The 14,835-nt window shown below is 73.4% G+C and carries 15 protein-coding genes; 7 read left to right on the plus strand and 8 right to left on the minus strand.

Features of this window, described 5'->3' with window-relative positions; all coding sequences use genetic code 11:
• Nucleotides 1–249: 249 nt before the first annotated feature.
• The 3 genes from ACN261_RS10915 to ACN261_RS10925 all read left to right on the plus strand — a co-directional run bounded on the left by ACN261_RS10915 (nt 250) and on the right by ACN261_RS10925 (nt 3,356).
• Nucleotides 250–1,188, plus strand: coding sequence for an ABC transporter substrate-binding protein (locus ACN261_RS10915; RefSeq protein WP_421485078.1), 939 nt, complete (start codon nt 250–252; stop codon nt 1,186–1,188).
• 97 nt (nt 1,189–1,285) lie between these two features.
• Nucleotides 1,286–2,320: a FecCD family ABC transporter permease gene (locus ACN261_RS10920; RefSeq protein ID WP_421486978.1), complete on the plus strand. Its 1,035-nt coding sequence runs from the start codon at nt 1,286–1,288 to the stop codon at nt 2,318–2,320.
• Nucleotides 2,321–2,564: 244 nt separating this feature from the next.
• On the plus strand, nt 2,565–3,356 hold the full coding sequence (locus ACN261_RS10925; RefSeq protein ID WP_425853586.1) for an ABC transporter ATP-binding protein: 792 nt from the start codon (nt 2,565–2,567) through the stop codon (nt 3,354–3,356).
• An 18-nt stretch (nt 3,357–3,374) separates the two neighbouring features.
• Here ACN261_RS10925 and ACN261_RS10930 read toward each other — a convergent pair whose 3' ends face one another.
• The 6 genes from ACN261_RS10930 to ACN261_RS10955 all read right to left on the minus strand — a co-directional run bounded on the left by ACN261_RS10930 (nt 3,375) and on the right by ACN261_RS10955 (nt 9,128).
• Complete coding sequence (locus tag ACN261_RS10930; RefSeq protein ID WP_425849828.1) at nt 3,375–4,136, minus strand: VOC family protein; 762 nt, start codon at nt 4,134–4,136, stop codon at nt 3,375–3,377.
• Between the two features lie 92 nt (nt 4,137–4,228).
• Entirely contained in the window at nt 4,229–4,966 is a 738-nt protein-coding gene (locus ACN261_RS10935) for an ABC transporter permease (protein ID WP_421485081.1), read from the minus strand.
• Between the two features lie 12 nt (nt 4,967–4,978).
• A complete protein-coding gene (locus ACN261_RS10940; RefSeq protein ID WP_425849832.1) occupies nt 4,979–5,902 on the minus strand; it encodes an ABC transporter ATP-binding protein in 924 nt (307 codons plus the stop codon).
• On the minus strand, nt 5,899–6,210 hold the full coding sequence (locus ACN261_RS10945) for a winged helix-turn-helix domain-containing protein (RefSeq protein ID WP_088646174.1): 312 nt from the start codon (nt 6,208–6,210) through the stop codon (nt 5,899–5,901). The genes ACN261_RS10940 and ACN261_RS10945 overlap by 4 nt, the downstream gene beginning before the upstream one ends.
• Complete coding sequence (locus tag ACN261_RS10950) at nt 6,207–6,833, minus strand: transporter (protein WP_425849834.1); 627 nt, start codon at nt 6,831–6,833, stop codon at nt 6,207–6,209. The genes ACN261_RS10945 and ACN261_RS10950 overlap by 4 nt, the downstream gene beginning before the upstream one ends.
• Before the next feature lie 147 nt (nt 6,834–6,980).
• Entirely contained in the window at nt 6,981–9,128 is a 2,148-nt protein-coding gene (locus tag ACN261_RS10955) for a HelD family protein (RefSeq protein ID WP_425849837.1), read from the minus strand.
• Between the two features lie 268 nt (nt 9,129–9,396).
• Between ACN261_RS10955 and ACN261_RS10960 the strand changes: the two genes are divergently transcribed.
• Nucleotides 9,397–10,248: a menaquinone biosynthetic enzyme MqnA/MqnD family protein gene (locus tag ACN261_RS10960; protein ID WP_421485085.1), complete on the plus strand. Its 852-nt coding sequence runs from the start codon at nt 9,397–9,399 to the stop codon at nt 10,246–10,248.
• A 96-nt stretch (nt 10,249–10,344) separates the two neighbouring features.
• Here the strand turns inward: ACN261_RS10960 and ACN261_RS10965 are convergent, their stop codons facing one another.
• Both ACN261_RS10965 and ACN261_RS10970 read right to left on the minus strand, forming a co-directional pair.
• The gene (locus ACN261_RS10965) at nt 10,345–11,295 is read right to left on the minus strand and encodes a hypothetical protein (RefSeq protein WP_425849840.1); all 951 of its coding nucleotides are present in this window, start codon (nt 11,293–11,295) and stop codon (nt 10,345–10,347) included.
• Nucleotides 11,295–12,278: a hypothetical protein gene (locus tag ACN261_RS10970; protein WP_425849842.1), complete on the minus strand. Its 984-nt coding sequence runs from the start codon at nt 12,276–12,278 to the stop codon at nt 11,295–11,297. The genes ACN261_RS10965 and ACN261_RS10970 overlap by 1 nt, the downstream gene beginning before the upstream one ends.
• A gap of 368 nt (nt 12,279–12,646) precedes the next feature.
• Here ACN261_RS10970 and paaA point away from each other — a divergent pair, with 368 nt between their 5' ends.
• Genes paaA through paaC form a run of 3 tightly spaced genes read left to right on the plus strand, consistent with a single transcriptional unit; the run spans nt 12,647 to nt 14,822 of the window.
• The gene (paaA, locus tag ACN261_RS10975; RefSeq protein WP_425849843.1) at nt 12,647–13,732 is read left to right on the plus strand and encodes a 1,2-phenylacetyl-CoA epoxidase subunit PaaA; all 1,086 of its coding nucleotides are present in this window, start codon (nt 12,647–12,649) and stop codon (nt 13,730–13,732) included.
• Nucleotides 13,729–14,040, plus strand: a complete 312-nt coding sequence (gene paaB, locus ACN261_RS10980; RefSeq protein WP_204925759.1) for a 1,2-phenylacetyl-CoA epoxidase subunit PaaB — start codon at nt 13,729–13,731, stop codon at nt 14,038–14,040. The genes paaA and paaB overlap by 4 nt, the downstream gene beginning before the upstream one ends.
• Nucleotides 14,041–14,060: 20 nt before the next feature.
• Complete coding sequence (gene paaC / locus ACN261_RS10985; RefSeq protein ID WP_425849845.1) at nt 14,061–14,822, plus strand: 1,2-phenylacetyl-CoA epoxidase subunit PaaC; 762 nt, start codon at nt 14,061–14,063, stop codon at nt 14,820–14,822.
• Nucleotides 14,823–14,835: the final 13 nt, after the last annotated feature.

Below are 14,835 nucleotides of genomic sequence, written 5' to 3' on the forward strand. Positions count from 1 at the left end.
TCGACCGCAGCGAAGCCGGTGCGAAACCGGCGCTGTCCCGCAACTGTGATGACCCACCAGGCTCCCCGCCCCGCGCCGGAGCCGCCGCGACGCCCGGCCCGAGTGGCCGGCCTCGCCGTGTGTGGGGACGAGCCAGGTCGCCTGCGGTCGGTCGCGACACGCGCTCTCGAGGAAGGGCGCCTCGCGGACGGGCGCGCACCACGCTCCCTGTCGGCGAAGCACCACGCTCCTCGACCGACAGGAGGCCAGATGTCCCGACGTACCCCCCGGTTGTTCGCCGCGACCCTCGCGGTGGCCGCCCTCGCCCTCGGCGCGTGCGCCGAGAAGACCTCCGACGACACCCCCGCCGCCGGCGGCAGCTCCGGCGCGGCGGCCTTCCCGGCCACGGTGGGCAACCTCACCCTCGACAAGCGGCCCGAGAAGATCGTCTCGCTGTCGCCGACCGCGACCGAGATGCTCTTCGCCATCGGGGCAGGCTCGCAGGTCACCGCCGTCGACGACCAGTCGAACCACCCGGCCGACGCGCCCAAGAGCGAGCTGTCCGGCTTCCAGCCGAACGCCGAGGCGATCGCCGGCAAGAACCCCGACCTGGTGGTCCTCGCCAACGACACCAACAAGATCATCGCTCAGCTCACCGCGCTGAAGGTCCCGGTGCTGCTCACCCCGGCCGCCGCCACCCTCGACGACACCTACCGGCAGCTCACCGACCTGGGCACCCTCACCGGCCACCCGACCGAGGCGGCGGACGTCACCGCCCGGATGAAGGACGAGATCGGCAAGCTCACCAAGGACCTGCCGCAGCGGTCGACGAAGCTGACCTACTACCACGAGCTGGGGCCGGAGCTGTACAGCGCGACCAGCAAGACCTTCATCGGCTCGATCTACGCGCTGGCCGGCCTGGAGAACATCGCCGACGCCTCCGACGCCGACGGCAAGAACGGCGGATACCCGCAGCTCTCCCAGGAGGTCATCGTCAAGGCGAACCCCGACTTCGTCTTCCTCGCCGACGTCAAGTGCTGCCAGCAGAGCGCCGACACGGTCAAGGCCCGCAGCGGCTGGGCCGGCGTCACCGCCGTCAAGAACAACCAGGTCGTCGCGCTCGACGACGACATCGCCTCGCGCTGGGGCCCGCGCGTGGTCGACCTGCTCCGGTCGATCGTCGACGCCACCGCCAAGGTACCGGCGTGACGGTCCGGTGACCGTGCGGTCCACCACACCCGCACCGGCCGGGACGCGCGACGCGTCCCGGCCGGCCCGCGTCACCGGTACGCCCCGGCCGGCCGGCCTGCGCAAGCGCTGGCTCGCCGCCGGGGTGCTCGCCGTGCTGGTGGCCCTGGTCGCCGGGGTGTCCCTCGGCCCGGTCAGCCTGCCGCCCGGCAGCGTCGCCGCCGAGCTGCTCAACCTGCTGCCCGGGGTACGCCTGGACAGCGGGCTCACCGAACGCGAGATCGCGATCGTCACCGAGCTGCGGCTGCCCCGGGTGGTGCTCGGCCTGCTCGTCGGCGGTCTGCTCGCCCTGGCCGGCGGCTGCTACCAGGGGGTGTTCCGTAACCCGCTGGCCGACCCGTACCTGCTGGGGGTGGCGGCCGGCGCGGGGTTCGCGGTGACCGCGGTGATCACGCTGGGCGGCGTCGGGGCCGGCGGGGCGCTGACCGGGATGCCGGTCACCATTCCGCTCGCCGCGTTCGTCGGCTCGCTCGGCGCGGTCGCCCTGACCTACCTGCTCGGGGCGGCCGGTGGGCGGGACCGCTCCCCGGCCACCCTGATCCTGGCCGGGGTCGCGGTGTCCGCGTTCCTCGCCGCCGGGCAGACGTACCTGCTGCAACGGCACTCCGAAAGCATCCAGCAGGTCTACTCCTGGCTGCTCGGCCGGCTGGGCACCGCCGGTTGGGGTGACGTGCGGCTGATCCTGCCGTACTTCGTGCTGACCACCGTGGTGGTGCTGCTGCACCGGCGCGAACTCGACGTGCTCTCCGTCGGCGACGACGAGGCGAGCGGCCTCGGGCTGCACCCGCAACGCTCCCGCTACCTGCTGATCGCCGCCGCCTCGCTGGGCACCGCCGCCGCGGTTTCCGCCTCCGGGCTGATCGGCTTCGTCGGGATCATCGTGCCGCACACCGTACGGCTGCTGGCCGGGTCGAGCCACCGGGTGATCCTGCCGCTGTCGCTGCTCTTCGGGGCGGCGTTCCTGGCGCTGACCGACGTGGTCGCCCGGACCGCCGCCGCCCCCGCCGAGATCCCGATCGGCGTGGTCACCGCCCTGCTCGGCGGCCCGTTCTTCGTCCTGGTCCTGCGCACCGCCCGCCGGGTGTTCCCGTGAGCGCGAGGAGTGAGCCGGTGTTGCGAGCCCCGCAGTCGCGAACAGAGACAGCCCCGTGAGCGCGAGGAGTGAGCCGGTGTTGCGAGCCCCGCAGTCGCGAACAGAGACAGCCCCGTGAGCGCGAGGAGTGAGCCGGTGTTGCGAGCCCCGCAGTCGCGAACAGAGACAGCCCCGTGAGCGCGAGGAGTGAGCCGGTGTTGCGAGCCCCGCAGTCGCGAACAGAGACAGCCCCGTGAGCAGTCCCGTGAGTGTGCCGGCGGTGCAGGTGCGGGGGCTGCACGTGCGGCTCGGCGGGGAGGTGATCCTGGCCGGCGTCGACCTGACGGTCGCCGCGGGCGAGTGGGTCACCGTGATCGGGCCGAACGGCGCCGGCAAGTCGACCCTGCTGCGCGCCGTCGGCGGCCTGCTGCCCGCCCCGGACGCGGTCTCCCTCTTCGGTACGCCGTCCGGCGCGCTGCGTCGCCGGGAGCGGGCCCGGGTGGTGGCGACGGTGGCGCAGTCCCCGGTGGTGCCGGCGGGGATGTCGGTGTTCGACTACGTCCTGCTGGGGCGTACCCCGTACATCGCGCCGCTGGGCCGGGAGTCGGCGGCCGACCTGGCCGTCGTCCACGACGTCCTCGACCGGCTGGACCTGACCGGGTTCCACGGGCGGGAGTTGGCCACCCTCTCCGGCGGGGAACGGCAGCGGGTGTTCCTGGCCCGTGCCCTCGCCCAGGGGGCCACCCTGCTGCTGCTGGACGAGCCGACCAGCGCGCTGGACATCGGCCACCAGCAGGAGGTGCTGGAGTTGGTCGACCAGCTCCGCCGGACGCACGGCCTCACCGTGCTCGCCACCATGCACGACCTCTCCGTCGCCGGCGAGTACGCCGACCGGATGGTGCTGCTCGCCGACGGCCGGGTCGTCGCGGCGGGCCCGCCCGATGAGGTGCTCACCGAGGAGTTGCTGTCCCGCCACTACCGGGCCCGGGTCCGGGTCGTCCCCGGCGACCACGGTCCGCTGGTGGTGCCGAGCCGCCCCGGCCCGCCGCGCCCCTGAGCTGCGGCGTCCCCGTCGTCAGGTGGGGTCGGCGGCGGGGCGGAGCAGCGAGAACCGGGCACCTGTGGGGTCGCGTAGGGTGCTCCGGCGGCCGAGCAGGGTGTCCCGAGGCGGGGTGAGGATCGTGCCGCCGAGGGTGGTGGCGCGGGCGGCGGTCGCGTCCACGTCGGCCACCGCGAAGAACACCGACCAGTACGCCGGCCGCGCGGGGCCGGGGGTGGGCAGCATCCCGGCCACGATCCGGGCCCCGCACCGCCAGCCGGTGTAGCCGGGTCCTCCGGCGGGCTGCTCCTCCGGGTGCCAGCCGAAGACCAGCTCGTAGAAGACCTTCGCGCCCTCCGGGTCGGGGCTGACCAGCTCGTTCCAGCACATCGCCCCGGGGGCGTCGAGCAGTTCGGCGCCGGGGGTCCGCATCGGCTGCCAGACGCTGAACACCGCGCCGGCCGGGTCGGCGAAGACCGCCATCCGGCCGGCGTGCAGGACGTCGAACGGGGCGACCAGCACCTGCCCGCCGGCCGCCTCGACCCGGGTGGTGACCAGGTCGGCGTCGTCGGTCGCCACGTACGTCGACCAGACCGGCTCCCGGCCCGGGTCGGCCGGTGGGCCGGCACCCGCCACCGCCCGGCCGTCCCGGTGGAAGGTGGTGTAGCCGGCCCGCTCGGGTTCGGGTGCGATCCGGCCGGTCCAGCCGAACAGCTCCGGGTAGAACCGCCGGGCGGCGTCCAGGTCGGGGGTCGCCAGGTCGGTCCAGCAGGGCGTGCCCGCGGCGACGGTGCGCACGTCGACCCCTCTCGGCTGTGGGGCGGGCCGGTGGCCGCCCTGCCGGCATCGTGGCACCGGGCGGCGGCCACCGGGCCGAACCGGCGTACAGGTCAACTGAACCGGCGACCCTCGTCCCGGCGGTACGCCCAGCCGGAGACCGTGGCGAGCAGCACGATCCAGACCCCGAGCATGGCCAGGGCGAGCGGGTCGGGCCGCCAGTCGCCGACCGCCGCCCACATCAGCTCGACCGCGCCCCGGGTGGGCAGGAAGGGGGCGACCGCCTGGATGAAGCCGGGCGCGTCGCCCGGCGCGGAGAGCAGGCCGCCGCCGAAGGCCAGCGGGAAGAAGATGACCTGCGCGACGACGATCGCCGCCTTGCTCGGCAGCGAGTAGCCGATGGCGAGCCCCAGCAGGGTGAACGGCACCGACACCACGGCCACGGTGGCCGCGCCGAGCAGCAGCCCGACCGGGGTGACCCGGGCGGCGGTGGCGACCGCCGCGATGACCACGACGGGCAGCATCGACAGGTAGGTCAGCACCAGCCCGGCGAGGATCCGCCCGGCCAGCCGGGGTCCCGGCCCGGCCGGCAGGGTCCGGGTGTACGGGTTCCACGGCTGGTCGCGGTCCTCGGCGACGCCGACGCCGTACTGGAAGATGTTGGCGCTCATCACCGCGAAGGTGACCATCGCGGCGGTGGCGTAGGTCGCGCCGGTCGGGTCGTCGCCGGCGAACGGGACGACGAAGAAGAGCATCGCGGCGGCGGGGAAGAACGCGCTGCCGACCACGGCGACGGGGATGCGGATGGTCTCCAGGAGCTGGTAGCGGGCGTGGACCAGGGTGAGCGGCACGGCGTCGACTCCTCAGGCGGTGGGTCGGGCGCCGACGGCGGCGCTCGTGGTGGTGGCCGGGTCGGCGGTGGTCGGGTCGGCGGTGATGGCGAGGAACGCCTCCTCCAGCGAGGTGGGGCGGACCTCCAGCTCGCGGAACGTCACCCCGGCGGTGACCAGGTCGCGGACCAGTTGGTCGGCGTCGGTGGTGAGCAGGTGGGTTCGCCCCTCGGTGCGTTCGGTGGCGACCACGCCGGGCAGCGCGGGCAGGTCGTCGGCGACGAGGCTGACCCGGCGGACGCCGACGATGCCCCTGATCGCGTCGGTGGTGTCGTCGGCGAGCACCCGGCCCTGCCCGAGCACCACGACCCGCTGCGCCAACGCTTCGACCTCTTCGAGATAGTGGCTGCTCAGCAGCACCGTCCCGCCGTCGGCGTGGAACGAGCGGATGGCCTCCCACAGGGTGTGCCGGGCCTCGACGTCCAGCCCGGTGGTCGGCTCGTCGAGGACGACCAGCCGGGGCCGGCCGACGAACGCCAGCGCGACGGCGAGCCGACGCCGCTGCCCGCCGGAGAGCCCGCCGGTCTGTCGTCGTGCCTGGTCGGTGAGGCCGAACCGGTCGAGCAGTTCACCCCGGGGGACCGGGTCGGGGTAGTGCGCGGAGACGAAGTCGACCACCTCGCCGACCCGGAGGGTGCCGGGCAGGCCGGTCTCCTGCGGGGTGACCCCGAGTTGCTGTCGGGACGCCGGCCGGCGTGGGTCGCCGCCGAAGAGTTCGACCCGCCCGGCGCTGGGGCGGCGCAGCCCGACCAGCAGGTTGATCAGGGTGCTCTTGCCGGCGCCGTTCGGCCCGAGCAGGCCGACGAGTTCGCCGGTGGAGACGGTCAGGTCGGCCCGGTCGAGGGCGAGGACGTCGCCGTACCGGCGGGTGGCCTGGTCGGCATGGGCGAGGATCATCGGGGCTCCCGGGGGTCGGCGGGGTCGAGCAGGGCGCGGATGTTCTCGGTGTATTCCTCGAACGCCCGCCGTCCGCGCCGGCTGAGCCGGACCAGGGTGGTCGGGGTGCGTCCGCGGTGGGTCTTGTCGATCTCGACGTAGCCGGCGTCCTCCAGCTTGCGCAGGTGGACGGAGAGGTTGCCGGCGGTCATCGCGAGCAGTTCCTGCAGGCGGGGGAAGGTGATCCGGTCGCCGTCGGCGAGGGTGGCCAGGGTGACCACCACCCGCAGCCGGGCCTGGGCGTGGATGACCGGGTCGAGTTCGCTCATCCGTGCCGCCGCCGGGCGAGTGCGCCGGCCACCAGCAGTCCGCCGCCGCCGGCGACCGACACGACCAGGGCGTGCCAGCCGGGGCCGGCGACGACACCGACGATGTTGACGGCGGTGAGCCAGACGCCGAGGCGGTACAGGGTGCGGTCGAGCCAGATCGCGCCGCCGGCCATGTGCAGGGCACCGGTCAACCCCACCGACAGCGCCGACCAGAGCAGCCCGGCGAGGTCGGACGGCAGGCTGTCGGTGACCCGGCCGATCACCACGGACAGGCCGAAGAACCCGAGGCCCCAGGCCGTGCCGTACCACCTGCCGCGCAGGGCCGACTCGCCGGCGACGTGCCGGTAGGCGCGGGCGCTGCCCACCCCGAAGACCACTGCGGCGGCGACGAGCAGCACGAAGAGCACGCTCAGCGGCAGCCAGGCGGGCATCGGGACGATGGTGCGGCCGTCGGGGGAGAACCGCAGGAAGTAGACCCCGAAGCCGATCAGCCAGGCGAACCCCCACGGCCAGTAGTGCACCCGGGGGTCGGGTTCCAGCCGGCGGACGGTGCTGGCCCGTTGCTCGCGGATCAGCCGCATCGCGGCGGCGGCGTCGATGGGGGCGTCGTCTTCGGGGGTCATGCAAACTACTTTAAAACACAAAGTCGAGTCGTCGGCCGGCCGGGTCGGCCACCGGACAGCAGGGCCCGACCCGACGGCAGGGCCCGACCCGACGGCGTCCGGTGGGCCGTCCGGGGCAGATGCGGTCAGGCCGACGTGCAGGTGCGGTCAGGCCGGCGTCGGGCCGTCCGGGGGATCGGCCAGCGGGCCGGGCAGCGGTGCGGTGTGCAGCACCGACAACCGGGACACCGCCCGGGTCAACGCCACATAGAGGCGGTGCAGGCCACGCGGCTCGGCGGCCACGATCGCGGCCGGCTCGACCACCACCACCTGGTCGTACTCCAGGCCCTTGACCAGGGTCGCGGGGACGACGGTGACCCGGGCCGAGGCCGCCACGTCGTCGGCGGTCGCGGTCGGCACCCCGGCGTCGGCGAGCGCCGCCCGCAGCCCGTCCACCGCGTCGTCGGCGGCGATCACCCCGACCGAACCGTCGTGCCCGAGCGCCGCGCGCACCTCGGCCACCGTCGCCGCCACCAGGTCGGTCACGGTACGCACGTCGAGCGCACCGTCGCGGCGCAGCGACACCGCCGGTGGCACGTCGACCGCCAGCGCCGGCAGCAGCCGGTTGGCGAACGCGACCACCACGGCGGGCACCCGGAACCCGACGCTCAGCGGCACCACCACCGCGTCCGGCTTGCCCAGGTGGGCCAGGGACTCCCGCCAGTCGCTCGCCGCCCACGGCGCGGTGCCCTGGGCCAGGTCGCCGAGCAGGGTGATCGATCCGTGCTCGCTGCGCCTGGCGATGGCCCGGCACTGCATCGGCGAGAGATCCTGCGCCTCGTCCACGACGACGTGCCCGAAGCCGGCGGGCCGTTCGATCAGCCCGGCCGCCTCGTCGATCAGCACCGTGTCGGCGGCGGTCCACCGGGTCGCCTTCGGCGTCCGGCCGAGCTTCGTGCCCGCCGCGCCGGCCCCCGACCGGCTCCTGACCGGCCCGGCACCGGTCGGGTCGGTGCCGGTCGGATCGGTGGGAGTCGCCCCGCCGCGCAGCAGGGCCTGCTCGTCGGCGGTGAGCAGGCCGTCGGCGGCGGCGGCGAGGACGGCCGGGTCGCCGAGCACCGAGTGCACCAGGCCCTCCGGGGTGAGCGCCGGCCAGGCCGCGTCGAGGAAGGCGGTCACCGGGCGGGCCCTGCCCATCCGGCGCAGCCAGGCGTCGCCCGGCGACTCGGCCCGGCGGGCCTCGGCCTGACGCTGCAACAACCCGACCACCCGGGCCCGGACCCGCTCCCGCCCGGTGTCGTACGGCAGGCCCTCCCGCCGGGTCTCCTCGATCACCCGGTGCAGCGGCTCCAGACCGATCCGCCAGCGGAACGACCCGTCCGACACCATGATCGGCTCGGTCGGCGCGGTGATCCGCTGGTCCGCCGCCCGGCGCAGCACCCCGGCCATCCGGGGATCGTGCTTGAGGACGGCGACCGCCGGATCGTCGACCGCGCGGACGGGCACCCGGGCGACCAGGTCCTCCACGGTGGCCTGGGCCACCTCGACCTCGCCGAGGGCGGGCAGCACCGCCGCGATGTACGCAAGGAACGCCCGGTTGGGGCCGACGATCAGCACCCCGGCCCGGCGCAGCCGCTCCCGGTGCAGGTAGAGCAGGTACGCGGCGCGGTGCAGCCCGACCGCCGTCTTGCCGGTGCCCGGCGCACCCTGGACGCAGATCGAGTCGGCCAGGTCGGCCCGGACCAGTTCGTCCTGCTCGGGCTGGATGGTCGCGACGATGTCCCGCATCGGCCCGACCCGGGGGCGTTCGATCTCGGCGGTGAGGATGCGGCTGGCCGTGCCCAGCTCCTCACCCCGGTCCAGGTGCTCGTCCTCGAAGCTGGTCAGCGCCCCGGCGTTGAACCCGAACCGCCGTCGTACCGCGATGCCCTGCGGGTCCCGGGCGCTGGCCCGGTAGAACGAGCGGGAGACCGGGGCCCGCCAGTCCAGCACCAGTGGTTCGCCCCGGTCGTCGGTGACGTGCCGCCGGCCGACGTGGTAGCCGCGCCCGGCGTGCTCCGGGTCGGCGGGGCCGAAGTCCAGGCGGCCGAAGAAGAGCGCGGTGGTCGGGTCGTCGGCCAGCTCGGCGACCCGTCGGGCCAGGTGCCGGCCGAGCTGCTCGGCGGTGTACGCGTCCCCGGCGACCTTGTCACCGGTGGCGAAGAGCGACTCGGCGCGGTCGCGCATCCGTCGTAGCGCCTGCCGGGAGGTTGCCAGGTGGGCCCGCTCGGCGGCGAGCTCGTCGTCCAGGGACTGTTCGGGGGCGTGCAGGGTCATCCTCGTACTCCTCGACACGGGAAGAACACTGCCGCTCGCGTTTCCGACCCGGGGTCGGCGCGGGGACGTCCGCTGCGGTGCTACACACCTCGGCCGTCGGGCGGGACAAAGTAGCCTACTACCGCGGGCCGTCCCGGCAACCGAATTACGGCCTGGCAGCGGGCGGTCCTCGATCCGACCAGGTCGGCGCGGTGCCGGCGGTGCGGGGTTGGCCACTGTCCGGGCCTCCCGGTGAGCCGGTACGGGCCGGCGGGGATACGGTCGGGGCATGGTTGAGCGCGTGGCACGTCCCCGGGTCGGGCACATCCAGTTCCTGAACTGCCTGCCGATCTACTGGGGGCTGATGCGTTCCGGCGCGCTGCTCGACGTCGACCTGCACAAGGACTCGCCGGACCGGCTCAGTGCGGCGTTGGTCGCCGGTGACCTGGACATCGGCCCGATCTCCCAGGTGGAATACCTGCGGCACGCCGACGAGCTGCTGCTCCTGCCGGGCCTGGCGGTGGGCAGCGACGGGCCGGTGCTCTCGGTCAACGTGGTCTCCACCCGGCCGCTGGCCGAGCTGGACGGCCGGCGGGTCGCGCTCGGCTCGACCTCGCGGACCGGGGTGCTGCTGGCCCAGCTCCTGCTCGCCGACCGGTACGGCGTCCACCCGGAGTACTTCCGCTGCCCGCCCGACCTGACCCAGATGCTGCTGGAGGCCGACGCCGGGGTGCTGATCGGTGACGTGGCGCTGCGCGCCCTCTACGAGGCACCGGGTCGGGGGCTCGCGGTGACCGACCTCGGTCAGGCGTGGCGGGAGTGGACCGGGCTGCCGATGGTGTTCGCCGTCTGGGCGGTCCGCCGGGACTTCGCCGCCGCCCACCCGGGCCTGGTCAAGGAGGTGCACGAGGCGTTCCTGCGCTCCCGTGACCTGTGCCTGGCCGAGCTGGACCAGGTGGCCGAGGCGGCGGCCCGCTGGGAGCCGTTCGACGCGGCGACGCTGGCCACGTACTTCCGCGCCCTCGACTTCTCGTTGGGTGAGCGGCAGGTCGCCGGCCTGCGCGAGTTCGCCCGGCGGGCGGCGGCGACCGGCGAGGCCCCCGCCCTGCCCGAGGGCGGCCCGGAGTTCTTCGCCGGCTGACCCAACTGGTTGTGCGGCGATGTAGCGGTATCCCTGGCCGGGGATACCGCTACATCGGCGTTCCGGAGTCGATCAACCCGGAGTCGATCGAGCCGGTCAGGTGCTGGGGCCGAGCAGGGCCTTGGTGATCTTCTGGCAGTTCTTCATGCCGTACTCGTAGCCCAGGTTGATCGGGTAGCGGACCATCACGCCCATCGTCCAGGTGTCGCCGATGGCCAGGCAGTTGATGTGCATCTCCTGCTCGCGGGTCCGGTCGATCCAGCCGTTCTTGATGGCGATCTTCTTCTGCTGGGCCGCCGGGAACGCCTTGCGGATGCCGAAGTCACCCGATCCCCGGACCAGCCGCATCTCGTTGATCAGCCACTTGGTCCAGGTCGGGCCGGCGGCGCGACCGTCGGCGATGCAGTTGCCGAGCCGGGCGGCGTCGCGGGGGGAGAGGTTGGTCCGGCTCCAGCCACCGTCGTCGGCCACGCTGCTGTCGGTGAGCTTGCACAGCGAGAGCAGCCGCTTGATCGAGGCGGACCGGCCGACCCCGTTGTAGAACTGCTCGGCCCGGGTGTTGTCGCTGTCCCGGATGATCCGGGTGGCGTCGGCGAGCTTGGCGTCGCTCGGGGTCTGCCCCTTCTCGGCCGCCCGGCGCAGGTAGTCGGCGACGATCCACGACTTGATCAGCGAGGCGGTGGTGCTGGTCTCGGCCATGTTGTCCGAGCCGATGATCGTGCCGGTGCGGCGGTCCAGGACGCTCCAGGCGTACCAGCCCTCGATGTCGATGTCGAGGTCCCGGTCCGCGAAGGGCAGCGGGGTGAGCGAGGGGGTCGGCGACGGTGCCGGGGTCGGCCGGCTGCGGCGGTCGACGGCCGACCCGGTGGACCGGGACGCGGTGGACGCGTCACCCCAGCGCGAGGCGGCGGTGGACTCCATCGGCGAGCCGGGGAGCAGCCGCAGCGAGACGAGCACGAGGCCGGTGAGGACCGCGGCGACCGCGACGATCTTCAGCGGGCGGTGGTCCCGCCGGGCGGAGCGGCCGGGCCGCCGGCTGCCCGGCATCAGAGCTTCCCGAGCGGCTGCGGCACCTTGAGCGCGGCGCCGGGCTGCGGGGTGACGAGTTGGGTGGCGACGCTGGCGCACACCTTGGCGCCGTAACTCAGCGGCTGTCTGATCGAGTAGCGCATCATCACGGCGAGGCTCCACTTGTCGGTGACGGCGAGGCAGTTGACGTGCCAGTTGCTGTCGTAGCTGAGGGGGGTCCAGCCGTTCTTCATCGCGACCGGGCCCTGCTTGGTGATCTCGTCGGGCAGGCCGTCGATGATGCCCCAGCGGCCGCCGCCGGAGCGGGCCAGCTGCTTGCCCACGCTGCCCCGGACCTGGGCCATCTCGTTGAGCACCCACTTGGTCCAGTGGGGGCCGGCGGCCTTGCCGTCGGCGACGCAGTCACCGAGCCGGGCCGCGTCGCGGGGGGACATCCGGGTGAAGCTCCACCAGCCCTCGTAGCCGGGGACGTTGCCGGGCTTGGTGTCCTTGAGACCGCAGATGGTGATCGCCCGCTTGAGCACCGGGCCGGGCTGGCCGTTGTCCAGCGCCCGGTACGAGCCGCCCGCCTTCGCGTAGAGCTTGTTGGTGGCGTCGTCGTCGCTGTCCCGGATGGCCAGGCTCGCGAGCTTCAACATCGATGCAGCTGGCTTCTCGTCGCCGAGTTCGCGCAGGAAGTCGGAGACGATCCAGACCTTGAGCATCGACTCGGTGGAGCTGGTCGAGGTCATGTTCTTCGAGCCGGAGACCTGACCGGTCTTGCGGTCCTGCAGGGCCCAGGCGAAGAACTCCCCCTTGAAGGTCACCGAGACCGGGGCGGCGGCCAGGGTGGGCGCCGGGGGCGCGGTCGGCGCGGGCGCGGGCACCTTCTCCGCCGTGCCGCCGCCGGTACCGCCGGTCGGGTCGTCGCCGGCGAGCTTGGCGTACGCGGTCGGCACCAGCAGGCCGGTGCCGAGCAGCACCGCCATAACGGCGAGCACCATGATCACGCGAGATCGCATGCGTGGGTGAACTCCAGATGTCAGGCCGGGGGGACCGGCTGCTTCCGCGGGTGTCGGCTCGACCGCCGAGGCCGGGGGAGTGGCCTGTGTCTCGCTGGCGATCGTCGGTAGCCGATCGGTGGTGACCGGGGAAGTCTACGTCCGGACAGCCGACTCGCCAGAATCCGACGCACGGCAAACTGCCGGTAAGTCGAGATATAGGCACGGTTTGCGCCCCTTGTGGGTATTCATCTTTGATCAGTGACCCAAGTCATATCCGAGGAGGTGTCCTGGTATCGACCGAGCGCATCCACCTGGTAACGGAAGCCGCTACTCAAATCCTGTTACACCCTCTGGTGTCATCGGAGGCGAGCTGTAACACTTGACGAATGTATGGCAACGACTTCGCCCCGGAGCAGGACACGCCCGGTGGTGGCCTGCTCGGTCAGGTCGAGGCCGCCGAGGCGGCGTTGCGCGAGGCGGCGGCCCGCGCCCGGGAGGGCACCGCCACGCCCGGCGTGGACCCGGCGGCGTACTTCGCCGACGTGATCGACGCCGACCAGAAGATCGAACCCCGCGACTGGATGCCCGACGCCTACCGTCGGACGCTCGTCCGGCAGATCGCCCAGCACGCCCACTCCGAGATCATCGGCATGCAGCCCGAGGGGAACTGGATCAGCCGGGCCCCCTCGCTCAAGCGCAAGGCCATCCTGCTGGCCAAGGTGCAGGACGAGGCCGGCCACGGCCTCTACCTCTACGCCGCCGCCGAGACCCTCGGCGTCAGCCGCGACGAACTGGTCGAACTGCTGCTCGACGGTCGGCAGAAGTACAGCTCGATCTTCAACTACCCCACCCTCACCTGGGCCGACGTGGGCGCGATCGGTTGGCTGGTGGACGGCGCGGCGATCGTCAACCAGGTCCCGCTGTGCCGCTGCTCCTACGGGCCGTACGCGCGGGCGATGATCCGGGTCTGCAAGGAGGAGTCGTTCCACCAGCGGCAGGGCTACGAGATCCTGCACACCCTGGCGCACGGCACCCCGGCCCAGCGGGCGATGGCGCAGGACGCGCTCGACCGCTGGTGGTACCCGTCACTGGCGATGTTCGGCCCGCCGGACGGTGACTCCACCCACTCCGCGCAGTCGATGGCCTGGAAGATCAAACGGTTCTCCAACGACGAGCTGCGGCAGCGCTTCGTCGACATGTGCGTGCAGCAGGCGGAGGTCCTCGGCCTCCGCATCCCCGACCCCGACCTGCGCTGGAACGACGAGCGGCAGGCGTACGACTTCACCCAGCCCGACTACGACGAGCTGATGCGGGTGATCTCCGGTGAGGGCCCCTGCAACAGGCAACGGATGGAACACCGGCGACGGGCCCACGCCGACGGCGCCTGGGTACGCGACGCCGCCACGGCGTACGCCGCGAAGCGGGCCGCGCAGAGCCGGGCCACGGACCAGCGGGAGAAGGTGGCCGCGTGAGCGAGCAGAACGAACCGCCCCGGGCGGCGGTGACCTCGCCGCTGTGGGAGGTCTTCGTCCGGGCCCGACGGGGGCTGTCCCACACCCACGTCGGCAGCCTGCACGCCCCCGACGCCGAGCTGGCCCTGCGCAACGCCCGGGACCTCTACACCAGGCGACAGGAGGGCGTCTCCATCTGGGTGGTGCCGGCCGGTGCGATCACCGCGTCCAGCCCCGACGAGAAGGACGCCTTCTTCGACCCGGCCGCCGACAAGGTCTACCGCCACCCCACCTTCTACGAGGTGCCTGACGGCGTGGCCCACCTGTGAGCGCGAGGAGTGAGCCGGGTTTGCGAGCCCCGCAGTCGCGAACGGAGACCGGCCCTGTGAACGGCCCCTTCGACTTCACCCTCGCCCTCGGCGACGACGCGCTGGTGGCCGCCCAGCGGCTCGGCGAGTGGGCCACCCGCGCGCCCGAGATGGAGGAGGACATCGCCCTGGCCAACATCGCCCTCGACCAGCTCGGCGCGGCCCGCCTGCTGCTGTCGTACGCGGGGGAGCTGGAGGGCGCCGGCCGGGACGAGGACGCGCTGGCGTACCTGCGCGACGACCGGGAGTTCCGCAACTGCCTGCTGGTCGAGCTGCCCAACGGCGACTTCGCGGTGACCATGGTGAAACTGCTGCTGCTCGCGGCGTACCAGGTGCCGCTCTACACCGCGCTGGCCGGCTGCCCCGACGAGCGGCTCGCCGCGATCGGCGCGAAGGCGCGCAAGGAGTCCGCCTACCACCTGGACCACTCCGCGCTGTGGGTGAAGCGGCTCGGCGACGGCACCGACGAGTCGCACCGCCGCGCCCAGGCCGCGCTGGACCAGCTCTGGCCGTACCACCACGAGCTGTTCACGGCGGACCCGGCGGCCCCGGTCGACCCGGCCACCCTGCGGGCCGACTTCGAGGCCGTGGTGCACCCGGTGCTGGCCGAGGCCACCCTGACCCGGCCGGAGACCGGCTGGACGCCGGGCGGCGGCCGCGACGGTGTGCACACCGAGCACCTGTCCTTCCTGCTGGCCGAGATGCAGGTGCTGCACCGCGCCCACCCCGGGGCCCGGTGGTGAGCGGGTCCGGCCG

Origin of the sequence: Micromonospora sp. WMMD723 (assembly GCF_049863385.1) — a bacterium.
GTDB lineage: Bacteria > Actinomycetota > Actinomycetes > Mycobacteriales > Micromonosporaceae > Micromonospora > Micromonospora wenchangensis.